This window comes from Paenarthrobacter sp. NPDC089714 (genome assembly GCF_044748905.1).
GTDB lineage: Bacteria > Actinomycetota > Actinomycetes > Actinomycetales > Micrococcaceae > Arthrobacter.
The window spans coordinates 209399-225952 of sequence record NZ_JBIVGX010000001.1 but is presented as its reverse complement, the minus strand read 5'-3'; the positions used below and the strand labels follow the sequence as shown (position 1 = coordinate 225952).

Genomic DNA, 16554 nt, shown 5'->3' with positions numbered 1-16554 from the left:
GCCCGAAGCCGTAACACGGCGAAGTCTAAATTTATGTACTAAATTTAGAGAGGCCGATACCTCTGGCGGCCAGGAAAGGTGGGAACACACGATGCTCACTGGAACGGCGCCCTCAACCCAGCTGGTCCGCAGGCTTAACGCCGGGGCAATGCTCAAGGCCATGCGCGGCGCAGGGGTTGTCACCGGAACCGAGCTGATGGCCCAGACGGGACTCTCCCGGGCAACCGTCATTTCCATTTGCGACGAGCTGGTCCGGCTCGGCTGGCTTCGGGAACTCGAGAACCAGCGCGGCGCGGGCGATTACGTCAAGGGACGCCCGGCCCGGCGTTTCGTGTTCGACGATGGCGCCGCCAGCGTCCTGGGCATCGACATCGGTGCCAACAAGATCACCACGATCGTCGCCGACATGGCCGGAAACCCCCTCTCACAGGTCACCATGCCCTTCCGGACGTACAACGTCTCCGCGGCCGAACGCGCCGATGTGCTGGACAAGATCGCAGCCAACGCCTTGCAGGAGGCCGGGGTTCCTGCGGACTCCGTCCTGGCAGTATCCGTTGGCGTGGCCGCACCCGTCAGCCGGGAGGGCGAAGTCCTCACCGTCCAGGAATTCTGGCAATCCTTCGACGTTCGCCGGACCGTGTCCGAGCGCCACGGGTGGCATGTTCTCCTCGAAAACGACGCCAACCTCGCGGCCCTGGCCGAACGATGGCAAGGGACGGCCCAGGGGGTGGACAACCTGGTGGTCATGCTGGCCGGAGACCGCCTGGGTTCCGGGATCCTGGAATCCGGACGTCTCCTCCACGGCCAGGTGGGCGGCTTCGGTGAACTGGGATTCCTCGACAACGTGGACGGCGTGGGTAACACGTATGGAATCGCCTTCTACGCCGCCCTGGCGGGCCGAGAAGCCATGGAAGAGGCGGACGGGACAACCCTCCACGGGCTCTGTGGCGGCAACCCGGATGACCTGACCGCCGAGATGGTCTTCGCAGCAGCGGCCGATGGAGACGGTGCCGCCCGCAGCGCGCTGGACAGGGTGTCATTGCGCATGGCGAGGGTTATCGGCTCCATCAGCACGCTGGTCAACCCGGAACTGGTGGTGCTCGCCGGAGGGGTGGCAGCCTCCGCGAGGACATTGCTTCCGGGCATCCAGCAACACCTGCCGGAGTTCACCTTCACTCCCCCGAGGTTGGCCACGTCCACCCTGGGGGAAGGCATTGTCTCGCTCGGAGCCATCCGGCACGCCCTGGACTACGTGGAAGAGCACGCACTGGATCTCTCCCCTTCATCCCTGCCAAAGCGGGCTTCCTGACACCACCCCGCTGGAGGCTCCGGCCTACTCCGGCATGGACATGGTCCGCAGGTCCAGTTGCCGGAGCACCCGGTCGGCAACCTCCGGATCCGTCCCCGGCTCGTTGCGGGCCTGCACCACTTCCAGCCTGGCAGCGTCCAAGGCGATGGTCTGCACCGTGATGGCCAATTCCCGGCCACGCTCGCGCTTCTCCGCGGCGGACTCGTTCTTGAGCGTTCCATCCAGCAGCTCGGCGTGCAGGCGGCGCATCTTTTCCTTGACCAGGGCCACCTTTTCCGGCGGCAACTCCTTCATGAGGTCGTGCTCCTTGAGTGCCGCCACCGCGGCCGTCTGGGCACGCTTGGCCAGCAACCGGGCCGCGTCCTTTTCGTGCGAGCCATCCTCGGTGGCCTTGAGGACACGCATGAGCCATGGAAGTGTCAGCCCCGGCACCACCAGCGTGGCCAGCAGCACGGCACAGGCAATCACCAGGATCTCGTGCCGGGCCGGGAAATCGCTGCCGTCCGGGAGGGTGAGCGGAAGCGCCAACGCCAGGGCCAGGGTGGCAAGCCCGCGCATGCCGCACCACGTCAGGATGAGTACTTCCTTCGGCGTCGTAGGCTGCAGGAGGTTCCGGCGCCTGTTGGCAGACAGCGCCAAGAGACCCAGCCAGAGGTAGCGCACCACGAACACCAGCACGCAGATCACCACGGCCATGCCGATCATGCCGAAGATGGCTGTGCCCTCATCCCGGATGACGTGACGGATCTCCAGGCCCACCAAACCGAACGCCAGTCCCGTGGCCAGGAGTTCCACCACATCCCAGAAGGCGTTCCGGGTAACCCGCTCGGCGGCGTCCTGCGGCCGGGCGTGGCGTTGCAGCTCCAAGGCCGTGACGACGACGGCCACCACGCCTGAGGCGTGCAGCTCTTCCGCCAGGATGTACGCGGCGAACGGAACAACCAGCGTCACAGCACTCCTGGCCACCATGGAGGACACCAGCTTGGTGATGACCTTGGTGAGCCAGCCCATGGCGATGCCGATCAGCACGGCGAGTGCCGCGCCGATGACGAACTGGAGGATGATTCCCGGGCCTACCTCGCTGCCGGCCAGTGTGGCCGCCACTGCCGCCTGGAAGATCACAATGGCGGCCGCGTCGTTGAACAATCCCTCGCTCTGCAGGACAGTGATCAGTCGACGCGGCATATGGACCCGGCCGGCAACGGATTCCACCGCCACGGGGTCCGGCGGCGCCACCATGGCCCCCAAGGCGATTGCCGCAGGAATGCCGATCCCCGGGATCATGAGCCAGGCGGCTCCCGCCACTGCTGCGGTGGAGACCACCACCAGGGCCACGGCCATGAGCAGCAACGTCCTCCACCGCACACGGAACACGGCCCAGGAACTCTTCTGTGCCGTGGCGAAAAGCAACGGCGGAAGGAAGATGGGGAGGATCAGCTCCGGGGAGATCTCAAACTCGGGGAACCCCGGAATGAACGTCAGGGCCACCGCCAGCAGCAGCATCAGCACCGGGTAGGGAAGCCTCAGCCGGTCCCCCAAACCAACAGCCACCACCGTTGCAAGCAGCAATCCGATAATCAGCGCCAATTGATCCATAGTCCCGCTTCCCCATGAGTATGTCCGGCACTTCAGCGGACCAGGCCGCGAAAGTTCCCTACCAACATATCCCGGGGGGCGGGCCTCACTCCCCGGTCAGGGCGTCCACGACGTCCACGGCGCCGTCCTTGAACCTGATAGTGCGGTGGACTGTGTCCGGAAGTTCCAGGACCGCAGCCGCCACCAGGGCCACATTGGCCCGGGAAGTCTGCGTACCGTCGTCCGGGTTCGCTGGATCCACCTCGATCAGGCCCGTCGGCGGCACATCCGTCAGTGCCCCTGGGCCCAACACCGTCCAGTCCAGCGAGGTACTTCGCAGGTAGTCGTCGGCGGCCGCCTTGGCTTCGGCGTACGCAAAGAATCCGTGGTCCTCGGGGACTCCGTGGTCCTTCGCGGCGCCGAGGTAGGAAACCATCACGTAGCGGTTGACGCCGGCTTCGGCGGCTGCGTCCATGGAACGGATCGCCGCGTCCCGGTCCACCGCATACGTCCTCTCCGGGTTGCCTCCCCCGGCACCCGCCGACCAGACCACGGCGTCATGGCCCGCGAGCGCCTGGGCGAGTTCCGCCGTCGTCGAACTTTCCACGTCCAGGACCTCGGCGGCGGCCCCGGTTTCCGTGACATCAGCCACATGATCGGGATTCCGCACGAACGACGTGACATCGTGACCTTCGCCACTAAGAATCCTGGACAGATGCAGGGCCACCTTGCCGTGGCCGCCAATGATTGCGATTCGGCTCATGCACCCATTCTGTCCCAGATCGGCCCTACGTGGCGCGGCAACAAAAAGGCCCCGCAGGTGAAAACCTGCGGGGCCTTGCTTTGTAGCGGTGGGGAGGCTCGATCTCCCGACCTCACGATTATGAGTCGTGCGCTCTAACCAACTGAGCTACACCGCCACGGATGAGAAAAGCCTGCGTCAGCCGGTCAAAACCGCCTTGACGCAGGCCCTCATCCAGAGCCCCCCACCGGAATCGATCCGGTGACCTCGTTCTTACCAAGAACGCGCTCTACCACTGAGCTAGGGGGGCAACGAGTAAATACTCTACCGGAGGTTTTCCGAAGCTCCAAATCGGTGCAAAGACGGGGAAAAACAGCTCCGACACAATTTGCGAACCGGCCAATTTCCTGTTCTCAAAGCGGCCATTTCAGGGAAGACGGAGCACCTGTCCGGGGTAGATCGCATCCGGGTTCGGCACCTTGTCTGCGTTCGTCGCAATCAGCGCTCCAAGGTCCACTTTGAACTGGGCCGCGATGCCGCCCATGGTGTCCCCCGGTTCCACCACCACTTCCGTGACGCGGGGGGCCACTCTCCCCGTCTGCCCGGCCCCTGCAGCGGCCTCCACGGCGGCGTCCTGGCCCGCCTGCCGCACCTCCGGGTCCGAAGGCTCCAGACCGACGTCGTGCGCCTCCTGCGCTGCCGCAGCGGTGGCTGCCGCCTGCTGTTCGGCCGCCTGCGCTGCGGCGGCCTCCGCGGCCGCCGTGTCCGAGGCGGAAACCTCGACGGCGGCAGCGTCCTCAGCCGCTTGGCGCGCTGCCGATTCCCCGGCAGCGTGGTCCTTGTGTCCCAAACCGAGGTTCTTCTTCACGTTGTCCAGGAATCCCATGGCTCGATGGTACGGCGGGTGCCAGTGGCAGGGAACCCGTTAAACGGCCGAGGGGCCGGCTCGAAAGCCGACCCCTCGGTCAGGATGCTGCAGAGTGTTTACCACTTGCCCTTGCGGTTGAAGTCGCGGTGGCCGCCTTCGCCGCCGCCACGGGGCTTGCGGGCACCGTCGCCGTGACCGCCGAACCGCGATCCGCTGGACTGGCCGCGGTCACGGTCGCCGTAGCTGCCGGAGGTGCGCTCGCTGTAGGAGCGGCCGCCACGGTCTGCCGAGGAGCGCTCACCGTCGTTGCGGCGGAACTCCTTCTTGAAGCCACCGTTGCCCTTGAAGTTTCCGCCGCCACGGCCACCGGAGTAGCCGCCGCGATCGCCTTCACCGCGGGGCTTCCGTCCCGTGTCCAGCTCGAGGTGGATCAGCTCGCCGCCAATCCGGGTACGGGACAGGGCGCGCAGCTGCTCGGGGCTCAGGTCCGCGGGGAGCTCCACCAGGGAGTGGTCCGAACGGATGTCGATGCCACCGATCTGCGAGGACGAGATGCCACCTTCGTTGGCGATGGCGCCCACGATCGAACCCGGCATGACGCGCTGGCGGCGTCCGACGGCGATCCGGTACGTGGCGTTGCCCTCGGTCAGGGCACGGGACGGGCCGCGGGAGTTGAAGCCGTCCTTGCGCTCGCGCTTCTGGAATTCCGGTGCTGCAGGGAGGTCCTTGACCAGGAGCGGCTGGCCACCCTGTGCCATGACGGCCAGGGCTGCGGCGATCTCGGCGGCCGGAACCTTGTGCTCCTCCTCGTAGGAAGCGATGAGGTCGCGGAACAGCGAAACATCTTCCGACTCGAGGGTTTCGGTGATGCGCTCGGCGAACTTGCCCAGGCGCAGGGAGTTGACCGTTTCCGCGGTCGGCAAGTGCATCTGCTCCACCGACTGGCGGGTTGCCTTCTCGATGGCACGGAGCAAGTACTTCTCGCGCGGGGTCATGAAGAGGATCGCGTCGCCACTGCGGCCTGCACGTCCCGTACGGCCAATGCGGTGGACGTAGGACTCGGTGTCGTGCGGGATGTCGTAGTTCACGACGTGGCTGATGCGCTCCACGTCGAGGCCACGGGCGGCGACGTCGGTTGCCACCAGGATGTCGATGCGGCCCTCGCGCAGGGCGTCAACCGTGCGCTCACGCTGCTGCTGCGGGATGTCGCCGTTGATGGCGGCAGCCTGGAAGCCGCGGGCCTTCAACTTGTCGGCGAGGTCCTCCGTGGCCATCTTGGTGCGCACGAAGGCGATGACGCCGTCGAACTCTTCCACCTCGAGGATGCGGGTCATCGCGTCCAGCTTGTGCGGGCCCATGACCTGCACGTAGCGCTGGCGGATGTTGGAACCCGTGGAGGTCTTGGACTTGACCGAGATCTCGGCGGGGTCGTTCAGGTACTGCTTGGACATGCGGCGGATCTGGCCGGGCATGGTGGCAGAGAAGAGCGCCACCTGGCGGGTCTCCGGGGTCTGCTGGAAGATCTGCTCCACGTCATCGGCGAAGCCCATGCGCAGCATCTCGTCGGCTTCGTCCAGCACCAGGTACTGGAGTTCGGAGAGGTCCAGGGAACCCTTGGAGATGTGGTCGATCACGCGACCGGGCGTACCCACTACAACCTGGGCACCGCGGCGCAGGCCGGCGAGCTGCGGGCCGTAAGCCGAGCCACCGTAGACGGGCAGCACCGTGAAGTCATCCATGTGCTTGGCGTAGGAGGTGAAAGCCTCGGCAACCTGAAGGGCGAGCTCACGGGTCGGAGCCAGGACCAGGGCCTGGGTCTTGCGGGAGGGGCCGTTGAGGTCGTGGAGTTCGGCGAGGCGGGACAAGGCAGGAACAGCGAAGGCTGCGGTCTTGCCGGTACCGGTCTGGGCCAGGCCAACGACGTCGCGGCCTTCCAGGAGCAGCGGAATGGTGGCGGCCTGGATGGGGGACGGCTTCTCGTAGCCAACATCCTGGAGGGCTGCAAGGACGCGGCCGTCAAGGCCGAGGTCGGAGAAGCGGACGCCTTCCTCTTCGGCTTCGGCGGCAGGAGCGGCTGCGGTTTCGTCGGCAGGGGTTTCGACGGCGGCCGATGCTTCCGGAGCGTCGCTCACGGTCTCTGCGGTCTCGGCGTCAAGGTTCTCGTTGAGAGTCTCGGGCATGTGGGGAAATTCCTCATCCATAGGGCGTCGGCGCGGCCCGGTTGGGCTTGGCCGCAGTACACGCGAAAGCCCGGCAAGGGTGCCCTGCTTTCGCAGAAGTCCGGCGCTGTCGCAATCCCATGGCAGGACTTCGCGCTGCATCTCTTGGCTGCTATCCCAGCAGTCTGTACAGCGTTTTCTTTAGCCGGCGCTCCCTATGAAAATGCCCGCACACAGTTTGCGGGCCCCAACACTTACCAGTCCTGCCTCAAAAATTGGGCAGGATAAAGGGAATTCCGGAGTGGGGGATGTATCCAGTGTAGGGCACGGGCATGGTCCACCGCGACTTATACTGCGCCGGCGGCGGTGAGAGCTTGCGCACACTCCTCTGTGTGGGGCGGTGCTAGAGGCCGTTGCGGCGCAGGATTTTCTCGAACTTTGAGTGGTATTCATCCTGCAAACGGATCTCTCCATCGGCTTCGGCATCGAGCAGGGCCTGGACGATTTCCGGGGTCGGTTCGCTGAACCACTGGCCCACTGTGATGCCGTGCCTGGGGACGAAGAGCCGATGGATGTGGTCGCCGGCCGATATAGTCCCGGTCTTGATCACGCGCAGGTACGTTCCCACCCGCCCCTCGTTGGTGAACCGCTTGACCCACTGCGGCTCCCCCAGCACCCGTTGGAACGTGGCGCACGGAACACGCGGCGAGGTCACTTCAACTTCCAGGTCCAGGCCGATCTTCCACCGCTCCCCGATCACTGCTCCGGTGGCGTCGATGCCGGCTACGCGGAGGTTCTCGCCGAAGATTCCCGGCGGCAGCTCGCGACCCAGTTCAGCGGACCAGAAGTCGGCGTCATCCTGCGAGTAGGCGTAGAGGGCCTGGTCCTCTCCCCCGTGATCCTTGCGGCTGGCTTGGACATCGCCGTGAAGGCCCAGCTTGTGCACCTTAACGGGTCCCTCCACCGCGCGTTTGTCGATCGCGGTCACGCCCACGCTGCCTTCCGGGTCCGGCAACAGTTGGTGGACCCGGCAGACGGCAAGAAGGGAGGCGGTGTTCATGGGGATTAGTCTACGAGCCACCCACCCCAACCCTCTCTCACCAAACCCCCCTCCACGCCGGACGCTCTCTCACCTTTCGCTTTGGACTCGGCGTTGCACCGATCGGCGTACCACCACGACCCACTTTGGGCGGGGATATTCCCGACGCGCCATGCCATAGGGGTTTCAGGCCGACTCTAGCGCTCAAAGTAGGTGGCGGCGGTACAGCACTGCGCAGTGAATCACGACGGCGGCTGGCCGGCTGAGCAGCGAACCTGCCGGAGACGAAACTTCAGTCGCGCGACAGAACTTCCATCAGCACCGATTGGAAACCTGGACTGACACGAACGGAAAATGCTCCATCATCGGCCAGGTTGGTCAGTTGGTCGTAGCCACTGCCATTCCACCAGTAGACGTGTGGGCTCACCGGTCCGGGCGCCTCACTGTAGGCGCTCAGGGTGAATCTCGCCATTGCGTCGAGGACATGGATCACGCTGCCATCCTCGATGTGATGCCAGGCAAGCTGGTGGCGGTTCGGAACGCTCATCAACCACCCAAGATGGGTGGAGCCCGGTTTGCCCGTCATCTCCGCAGAAAGCCCAGGCAGCATCAAGGCGCGGCTTCCGGTGTAGACATTGTTGCCCATGAGACCGTGGAAAAATCCACCGCCCGGGGCCTCGAACCTTTCAAGCCGCTCTACTTCCAACTCGCGCAGGTTGGCTATACCCTGAGCCCGCAGCGCCTCCCAGCCGCCGAATCTCCTGGCATGGTCGTGATCAAACATTTGGACTAAGTCTGGAAGGTCGAGTGCCAGCACCTCGACGATGCCCGGAGCGAACTCCCTGTGCGGATACCGTTCCATCTTTGGCAGGTGCTTCTCCCCATAGAGACGAGCGAACGTTTGCTTCGCGATATTGCCAGGCTGAAGGTTTTCAAAGGGATCCGGAGTCTCGAAGCCTGCCAAGACACGCTGAAGGTGCTCCGCAATCGTGTTGCGCCATTGGACTTCATCTTGGGCATTGCATCGGGCTGCCACATTCCGGAAACCGTAGCCACGGCCTTGGGCGTCTACCGCATGCGGGCCATGGATCTGTACTTCGTAACCCATCTCGGCAAGGAGCTCACGCATGAGCCCACGGAACCTATTGGCCTCGGAAACTGTGAAAAAGGTCAGCTCCTCGTCTATTGGTTCGGGGGCATGGACCCTCTTCTTGAAAAAACCCACAGAGGCTCACTCTCGTGCCAGGGCCCTACCGTTCCAGTCAAGAGCCACGTTCGGAATTTGGATGAATAGTTGGTCTGACCCGCATCTGCTGTTGTTGGCGAAGTACGTTCGTACGCCGGCGGGTGAGTGGTGAACAGAATCTTTGGTTGCAGCTTTGCCTTCGTCGGCCCCTATAGACCTCGACCATGATGGACAAACTTGGCATATTCAATCGCTTTCTCGGGGCTCCAATCCCTGAGTTCGGCTAGCGTACCGCTTGATGTTTTGCGAACCTTGACCTGCTCGGTGCTAGGAAGTGTCGCCAGCAGCGCGTCCCCCCAATAGCTCACGAAGCCAACACCGGGCTCCCCAAATGGCTTATTGACAGTCGCGATGACTTCGTCGCTGAGTCCCGCGCACCAATCCATTTCCCAAATCTCACCGACGGCTTCCACAATGGCGGCTAACCCTGCAGGAGAGGGAACCGCCTCCGGATTCAAGAAAGCGATCTGAAGAGAGGTCCCTCTGCGGGTGACTGCACCTACCGTGCCCGTCAGAGCGACGAGGTCGCCGGGATTTGAATTATCCGTCGTGCCATACAGAGCCAGAGCCAGTCCGCCTTGCTCCCAACGGCGTCCCGCAATCGTCGACGAACTTCGCAAACGACTCGACTTGTCGAATGGCAGACCCTTCCTCTTTGGGGAACGGCACCATAGATATCTTGTGCTCACCCCCGACGTCGGCAAACCAGCCCAGGTCCGTGTGCATGCCGGATTCGATGGCGGCAAGCGTATCGAGAACCTTAGAGGCCAATTGATGTGTTTCCTCGGATCTGGCTTGCCACCTTCCAACGATGAAAGGCCGCTCGTGTTCTTGTCCCTGATTCACCTGGACGCTTCCTCCATGTTCACTTCACTCGTGGGATGTATCTCACATCTACCGGGTACTCCAGCCGGCGGATCGCACGCTCAAACTTTTCTGCAAGACCTTTGTTCGCAGTGAAGATCCATTCCAAACGCGCACCGGTGGCAGCGCGTCGAATTGCCTGGATAGTTGATTGTCAATCCATTTTTCGATCATCTTGTCGGTGGCACCGATCCTTTGGAAGAACGGTTTCATAAGAAAACCGTAGTTGCCTTTGATCTCTTGGAATATCTCTTGGGGCGGGCGGCCACGCCAAAGATGGCCGTCATATTCGACCACGACGTTGTCGTGGTCGATCACGTATTCGAGAAGTCTTCCTTCGGGTCCGGTGGCGGTGACTCCGGTTGCGAAGATTTGGTCTGGTACGCCGTTCGGGCTCCGACCACGCCAAGGCTCTTTCCAGGTGCCGGGGCCGCCGTCGTTGTCGCCGATGGTGGGTTGGAGGTCGGGGTGGCGGCCCGGAAGGGCATGGTCGCCGAGGCGTTGGTCGTAGGTGCCGGATGGGCCCGACGGCTTTGCTGGAGAGGCCGCCGGTGGCCCAAACAGCTATCCCAGAATCAGCCAAGGAATTAGCCGATGCCCTGCACGGCGTTCCGTGCAGCCGACACGGCTGTGGTTGCCGTGTCATCGGTTTGGGCGAGGGTGGAGCGGACCAGGGCGACGATGCCCCGAAACCGGCGCACCAACGCACCGAGGTCCTGATGCGAGGCATCCGACTGCCGAACAAGAGTAGGGAGCGTCTGCGCGCCCAGATCAAAAACAGCCATACAAAAGGCCCCCAATAGCCCTCGACAAACCAAACCCCGAACAAAAGAAGGGGTGCCCGTGACCGGAAATGGCCACGCAACCGGGGACATTGTGAACACACAAAAACGGCCCTAGGTGGCGAAAAAGGCTCTCCCTAGACCCAAACAAGGGAAATTAGGTGGTAAAAACCAAAAATTAGGTGCTACGAAAAATCATCTAGGTGGTGCCGAGAACAGGCGTCACCGAATTACGGATCGAACCTGTATCCCATCCCTGCCTCCGTGTGCAGGTGGCGTGGAGCCGCTGGATCGCGTTCCAGCTTCCGCCGGAGTTGCGCAATGTAGACGCGAAGGTACTGGGTCTCCTTGGCATACGCCTGCCCCCACACCTGGGTCAGGAGCTGCTGTTGGCTCACCAGCTTGCCCTTGTTCCGGACCAGCAGCTCAAGGATGTTCCACTCTGTTGGTGTCAGGCGGACCTCGGCACCATCCTTGACGATCTTCTTCCCCGCCAGGTCCACCATGAAGTCGGCAGTCGCCAGAGTGGGTTCCTCTTGCGAGGTGACGAGCCTGCGCGAGGCGACCCGCAACCGCGCGAGCAGCTCATCGAGGCCGAAAGGCTTGGTCACATAGTCGTCCGCACCGGCGTCGAGCGCTTCAACCTTGTCCTCCGAGGCATGCCGGGCGGAGAGGACAATGATGGGCATGCTGCTCCAGCCGCGGACGCGGCGGATGATCTCCACCCCATCCATGTCCGGCAAACCCAGGTCCAGGACCACAATGTCCACCTTCCCCTTGGCCACGGCAACAAGGGCATCTGCTCCCGTCCCGACAGAAAATGCCTGGTAGCCGTGTGCTTGAAGGGTGATCTGCATGGCCCGCGCAATCTGGGCCTCGTCCTCCACGATCAGTACGCGCGTCATTCCATGCCTTCCTGGTGCCCGGTCCAGAGCGGGAGGGTGACCACCATGGTCAAGCCGCCACCCGGCGTCGGCTCCGCCCGCAGAGTACCGCCCATGGCCTCTGTGAAACCCTTGGCAACCGCCAAACCCAACCCGACCCCCGGGCCGCCTCCGGCCGAATCATCCAGGCGTTGGAAGGGCTGGAACATCTCCAGGACCTCAGCCTGTCCCACTCCCTTGCCATGGTCCGCAATGCGAAGTTCACTGGCCGGGGTGTCCCCCACCGTGATGCCTGCTCCGGCACGTGCCGTCAGGACAACGTCCGAACCTGCCGCGTACTTCACCGCATTCTCGGCAATGTTCGCCACCACGCGTTCCAGCATCCCTGCGTCGGCCTGCACCGGCGGGAGATTGGGCTGCAGTTCGTTGCGGAGCCTGTCCGCGGGAACACCACGCAGCGCGTCCGGCAGCACTTCGGCCCACGCAATGCCGGCCAGCAACGGGTTGACGGCATCGGCCGTAATGCGGGACATGTCCAGCAGGTTGTCCACCAGATGGTCCAAGCGGTCTGCGTAGCTTTCGATCGTCTCCAGCAGTTCGCGCTCCACATCCGGAGGGAACTGCACGTCTTCCTGCCGCAGGCTGCTGACGGCCAGCTTGATGCCCGCAAGCGGTGTCCGCAGATCGTGCGAGACGGCGCGGAGGATGGACGTCCGCATCTTGTTGCCCTCGGCCAAGCGGAGATTGTCCCTGCGGCTCTTCACCAATTGCTGCCGCTCCCGCACCGCCACCACGAACGCACCGAAGGCGGCCAGCAGCCGCTGGTGCTGCAACGTCAGCGGCCCTCCGCGCAGCAACAGCGTGTAGTGGGGATCGACGACGGCGGCATGGTCGGCCGCAGCATGGGTCACCGGTGGATTGGGGCCGGCACTCGCCAGGACCCGCCATGTGGCTGGAACCCCGGCCGAGGCAGGAGTCGCGGCGCCCAGGAGGGTGACCGCCTCCATTCCCAGGTTCCCCCGCACCTTCTCGAGGAAGGATTCAAGGCTCCCGTCCGAGCTGAGGATCCGGAGGGCCAGCGCGCTGAGGGCCGTGGCTTCGGCGCCGGACCGCGCTGCTTCCTGGGCCCGACGGGTCGCCAGGCCTACAGCGAGCGCCACTCCGCAGGCGACGGCAAGGAAGACAACCACAGTGAACAGGGTGGTGGGGTCCGCGATGGAAAGGGACCCCACAGGATCTGCGGAGAAGTAGTTCAGGAGGAAACTGCCCAGAACGGCCGCCACCACTGCTGGCCACAGTCCCCCGATCGCCGCTACGGCCACCGCCACGGCCAACTGCAGCAGCATGATCATGGAGAAGTTACGGAAGTTGAGGACCGTCACCAAAAGTTCGACGGCGGGTGGCAGCAACAGCGCCAGGACCAGGCCGCTGAGCACCCGGCGTCGTCCAATGCCCCGCACCGGCGGGAGCCGCAACAACAACCCCTCGGCGTCGTCACTGTGGGAGTCGGCGGCAGGCATGGCTACATCCTTGCACGTCCGGCAGACGGGTAGTTCTACCCACCGGGCTATGTCATCGGTGCCCACGACCACCGCAAGGACTAGGCTTGCATTCAGAATTCCTGTCCGGCGCGGGCCGGACACTCCTACGGTCTATCCAGGGGGATACACATGGACCCAAAAGAAGGCCCTGACGGCCACGGCACCAATGCCGGTGGACAGGGTGCCAACGGCGAGCCGGGCGTCGGCAACAACGCCCCCAAGCCTCCACCGTGGCAAGTGCCGAAACCCGAACTCCACCCCGAATTGAGCACACCTGTGCCCGAAGACGGGAAAGCCACGGACGGGAAGGCCCCTGGCGCGGCGCCCACCGGACGGAAGGCCCAGCGCCCCAACGGACCGCTCCCCGTCGTCGATCCCTTCGAAAAGGAACGCGAACGCAAAGAACGCGATGCCGCGGCGCGCAAGAAGCGGTCGCAGCGCCGCACCGTCGTCGTGGGTCTGGGCGTTACCGCGCTGCTGGCTGGAACGATTACCGCGATCGTGGCCAGCAACGAGGCCGAGGCCGATTACGCACAGGTGTGCTTCAACGAGGAAACCGGCGAGCGCGTCGACGACGACCAGTGCAACAACAGCAGCTCGGCGGGTCGAAGCTCGGGCGTCTATGCCTGGTACTTCTACTCCAGGGGTGCAAGTGTGCCCGGCATTGGCCAGAACCGCAGCTCCTACCCGAGCGCCACCAAAACGGTTCCTCAAGGTGCAAAGACCTCCACCGGCTATAGCAGCAAGGGCGGAACGGTGAGCCGTGGCGGCTTTGGCAGCAGTTCGAAAAGCGGCGGAAGCTCGGGAGGCTAAGCGTGCGGCGACTCTCCTCCGTGCCACGGCCGGATTGGAAGAAGAAGATCGAAGAGCAGGGCCTGGTTTTTTCAACCACCACCATGCCCGATGGCCGGAAAATCGAATACTGGAACGAGTCGGCCTACTACGAGTTCTCCATGGACGAGGTGGAAACGCTCGAGAAGACCGCCGAGGACATGCATCTCATGTGCCTGGAAGCCGCGAAGTACCTGGCCACCGGAGCCATGGGAGACATCGGCATTGGCAGGCAGGCCTTGGAGCTCGCGGCGGAGTCGTTGCAGGCCGGTGATATGGACATCTACGGCCGCTTCGACTTCATCTATGACGGCCAGGGCGGCCCGGCGAAGATGCTGGAGTACAACGCTGACACGCCAACAGGCCTGATCGAAGCGGCAGTGGCGCAGTGGTTCTGGCTCCAGGATGTGTTCCCGGAGAAAGACCAATGGAACGGCATCCATGAGGCCCTGATCCGGCAGTGGAAGAAGTTGCAGTTCCGCACCGGCATGAGCACCCTGCACGTGGCACACTCCGAGGCCGAGGAGTCCGGCGAGGATTGGATGACCGCGGCCTACATGCGGGACGTTGCCAGCCAGGGCGGCTGGACCACCATTGGCATCAACATGTCGGACATCGGCTGGGACCCCAACCTGAACCGGTTCGTGGACCTGGACAACTTCATGATCAGCACCATGTTCAAGCTGTACCCGTGGGAACTGATGATGAAGGAGCCGTTCGGCCACCGCCTCCTGCAACGTGCCCACAACCCGCGTTGGGTGGAGCCGGCCTGGAAGATGCTGCTCTCCAACAAGGCGCTGCTGGCCGCCCTGTGGCACCTCTACCCCGGCCACGAGAATCTCTTGCCCGCTTACCTCGGCGATCCCGGTCCGCTCAAGGAGTGGGTTGCCAAACCTTTGCACGGGCGCGAAGGGGACAACGTCCGCATCCACGCTGCGGGCATCGACATCACGCAGCCCGGTGGCTACGGGCGCGAAGGCTGGTGCTACCAGCAGTACCACGCGCTGCCCGATTTCGATGGAAACCATCCTGTCCTGGGCCTGTGGGTGGTTGACGGTGAATCCGTGGGCTGCGGCATCCGGGAGTCCGATGGACCCATCACTGATTACTTCTGCCGTTTCGTTCCCAACACCATCGACGCACCTGCACCCCAGGGCCCAACCTCGACTTCCCTCTTTGGAGCCGCACTATGAGCACTGAAACCTCGACGCCGGGCGGCGCCCCGGGCGGCGACGGAACCGCCGTCGTTCCTTCCAAAGGCCTGCGGGCAGGAATCCTGGACCTGGGTGATTCCGTCATGCTGGGCCTGGCCTCCACTGCACCGGTCTATTCGCTCGCTGCCACGCTGGGCCTGATCGTTGCCGTCAACGGCAACTACACCCCGCTGATTCTGGTCCTCGGCTTCATCCCTGTGCTGTTCATTGCCTACGCGTTCCGGGAGCTGAACAGCGCCATGCCGGACTGCGGCACCACGTTCATCTGGGCTCGGAGGGCGTTCGGTCCATGGGCCGGCTGGTTGGGCGGTTGGGGCGTGGCCCTTGCAGGCATCGTGGTTTTGGCCAACCTGGCCCAGGTGGCCGGAAAGTATCTGTGGCTTTTGATCGGCGATGGCTCCCTCGCTGGGAACACGTGGATTGTCACGGCCACGGGTGTGCTGTTCATAGCTTTCATGACGTTCGTCAATCACCGGGGCATCCGGCTGGGCGAGCATGTCCAGCGGACGCTGACCTACATCCAATACATCTCCCTGGGCATCTTCGCGCTGGCGATCATCATCCGCATTGCCGGCGGCGTGCCGGAGGGCCAGGCCTTCGACTTTGAGTGGTTCAACCCGGTAGGCGCGTTCAACGATCCCAGTGCCGTGGTCCATGGCGTCCTCCTGGCCCTGTTCATCTACTGGGGCTGGGACACGTGCCTGGCCCTCAACGAGGAAACCGAGAACCCTTCAAAGACTCCCGGCCGCGGTGCCGTGATTTCCTCCTTTGTGCTCGTAGCCATCTACGTTTCCATGGCGCTCCTGGTGATGATGTATGCGACGATCGGCACGGACGGGATCGGGCTGGGCAACTCCGCCAACCAGGACGACGTGTTCCTGGCCATGAAGGACGTTGTGCTGGGTCCGTGGGGGTGGCTGATCGTGGTGGCCGTGTTGGCCTCGGTGCTGTCCTCCACGCAGACCACCATCCTCCCCACGGCCCGTGGAACGCTGTCCATGGGGGTCCACGGCGCACTGCCTGCCAGGTTCGGAAAAGTCCACGAGCGCTTCCAGACTCCGGGCTTCTCCACGCAAGTGATGGGCGTCGCTGCCGTGGTCTACTACGTGGCCATGAGCTTCCTCAGCGAGGACCTGCTGGCCGATTCCATCAGCGCCATCAGTTTGTTCATTGCTTTCTACTACGCGTTGACCGGTTTCGCCTGTGTCTGGTTCTTCCGGACCACCCTTCGCGAGTCGGCCCGTAACCTGTGGTTCCGCGGAATCCTCCCGCTCCTCGGAGCAGTGGCCTTGACGGTAGCGTTCTTCGTTTCCGCCGTCCAGATGTGGGACCCGGCGTACGGGGACACCCAGATTTTCGGCATCGGCGGAGCGTTTGTCAGCGGCGTGCTGCTGTTGCTCCTCGGCGTGGTGCTGGCCATCGTGTGCCGCTTCGCACCGGCCACCCGCGGGTACTTCACCGGTGAGCACGCGGACATGGGAATCGTCCGGGGCGAGTAGC

Annotated in this window: 14 protein-coding genes and 2 tRNA genes; 4 read left to right on the top strand and 12 right to left on the bottom strand. The window is 63.9% G+C overall.

The window, feature by feature from the left end:
* Window positions 1-91: 91 nt before the first annotated feature.
* Window positions 92-1309, top strand: a complete 1218-nt coding sequence (locus ACIPY3_RS00965; protein ID WP_400328992.1) for an ROK family protein — start codon at window positions 92-94, stop codon at window positions 1307-1309.
* Between the two features lie 24 nt (window positions 1310-1333).
* Here ACIPY3_RS00965 and ACIPY3_RS00960 read toward each other — a convergent pair whose 3' ends face one another.
* From ACIPY3_RS00960 to ACIPY3_RS00905, 12 genes are all read right to left on the bottom strand, one after another.
* Window positions 1334-2905 carry a Na+/H+ antiporter gene (locus tag ACIPY3_RS00960; RefSeq protein WP_400269526.1) on the bottom strand — a complete coding sequence of 524 codons (1572 nt, stop codon included), beginning with the start codon at window positions 2903-2905 and terminating at the stop codon, window positions 1334-1336.
* An 85-nt stretch (window positions 2906-2990) separates the two neighbouring features.
* Window positions 2991-3647 carry an NAD(P)-binding oxidoreductase gene (locus ACIPY3_RS00955; RefSeq protein ID WP_400328989.1) on the bottom strand — a complete coding sequence of 219 codons (657 nt, stop codon included), beginning with the start codon at window positions 3645-3647 and terminating at the stop codon, window positions 2991-2993.
* Window positions 3648-3730: 83 nt separating this feature from the next.
* Window positions 3731-3804, bottom strand: a tRNA-Met gene (locus ACIPY3_RS00950).
* 60 nt (window positions 3805-3864) lie between these two features.
* Window positions 3865-3936 (bottom strand) — tRNA-Thr (locus tag ACIPY3_RS00945).
* A gap of 117 nt (window positions 3937-4053) precedes the next feature.
* Entirely contained in the window at window positions 4054-4512 is a 459-nt protein-coding gene (locus ACIPY3_RS00940; protein WP_400328986.1) for a LysM peptidoglycan-binding domain-containing protein, read from the bottom strand.
* 98 nt (window positions 4513-4610) lie between these two features.
* A complete protein-coding gene (locus tag ACIPY3_RS00935) occupies window positions 4611-6674 on the bottom strand; it encodes a DEAD/DEAH box helicase (RefSeq protein ID WP_400328983.1) in 2064 nt (687 codons plus the stop codon).
* A 382-nt stretch (window positions 6675-7056) separates the two neighbouring features.
* Window positions 7057-7713 carry an MOSC domain-containing protein gene (locus tag ACIPY3_RS00930; RefSeq protein WP_400328980.1) on the bottom strand — a complete coding sequence of 219 codons (657 nt, stop codon included), beginning with the start codon at window positions 7711-7713 and terminating at the stop codon, window positions 7057-7059.
* Between the two features lie 271 nt (window positions 7714-7984).
* Complete coding sequence (locus tag ACIPY3_RS00925; protein WP_400328978.1) at window positions 7985-8821, bottom strand: hypothetical protein; 837 nt, start codon at window positions 8819-8821, stop codon at window positions 7985-7987.
* Between the two features lie 1011 nt (window positions 8822-9832).
* Complete coding sequence (locus tag ACIPY3_RS00920) at window positions 9833-10120, bottom strand: hypothetical protein (protein WP_400328974.1); 288 nt, start codon at window positions 10118-10120, stop codon at window positions 9833-9835.
* Between the two features lie 269 nt (window positions 10121-10389).
* Entirely contained in the window at window positions 10390-10587 is a 198-nt protein-coding gene (locus ACIPY3_RS00915) for a hypothetical protein (RefSeq protein ID WP_400328972.1), read from the bottom strand.
* A 227-nt stretch (window positions 10588-10814) separates the two neighbouring features.
* Window positions 10815-11489 (bottom strand): response regulator, encoded by a 675-nt coding sequence (locus tag ACIPY3_RS00910; RefSeq protein WP_400328970.1) that lies wholly within the window; start codon window positions 11487-11489, stop codon window positions 10815-10817.
* Window positions 11486-12988 carry an ATP-binding protein gene (locus ACIPY3_RS00905; protein WP_400328967.1) on the bottom strand — a complete coding sequence of 501 codons (1503 nt, stop codon included), beginning with the start codon at window positions 12986-12988 and terminating at the stop codon, window positions 11486-11488. The genes ACIPY3_RS00910 and ACIPY3_RS00905 overlap by 4 nt, the downstream gene beginning before the upstream one ends.
* 150 nt (window positions 12989-13138) lie before the next feature.
* Between ACIPY3_RS00905 and ACIPY3_RS00900 the strand changes: the two genes are divergently transcribed.
* From ACIPY3_RS00900 to ACIPY3_RS00890, 3 genes are read left to right on the top strand one after another with little or no spacing between them, the layout of a single operon-like run.
* Window positions 13139-13822, top strand: a complete 684-nt coding sequence (locus tag ACIPY3_RS00900; protein ID WP_400328964.1) for a Tat pathway signal protein — start codon at window positions 13139-13141, stop codon at window positions 13820-13822.
* 2 nt (window positions 13823-13824) lie between these two features.
* Complete coding sequence (locus ACIPY3_RS00895) at window positions 13825-15033, top strand: glutathionylspermidine synthase family protein (RefSeq protein ID WP_400328961.1); 1209 nt, start codon at window positions 13825-13827, stop codon at window positions 15031-15033.
* Window positions 15030-16553 (top strand): APC family permease, encoded by a 1524-nt coding sequence (locus tag ACIPY3_RS00890; RefSeq protein WP_400328959.1) that lies wholly within the window; start codon window positions 15030-15032, stop codon window positions 16551-16553. The genes ACIPY3_RS00895 and ACIPY3_RS00890 overlap by 4 nt, the downstream gene beginning before the upstream one ends.
* The last annotated feature ends 1 nt before the right edge of the window (window position 16554 follow it).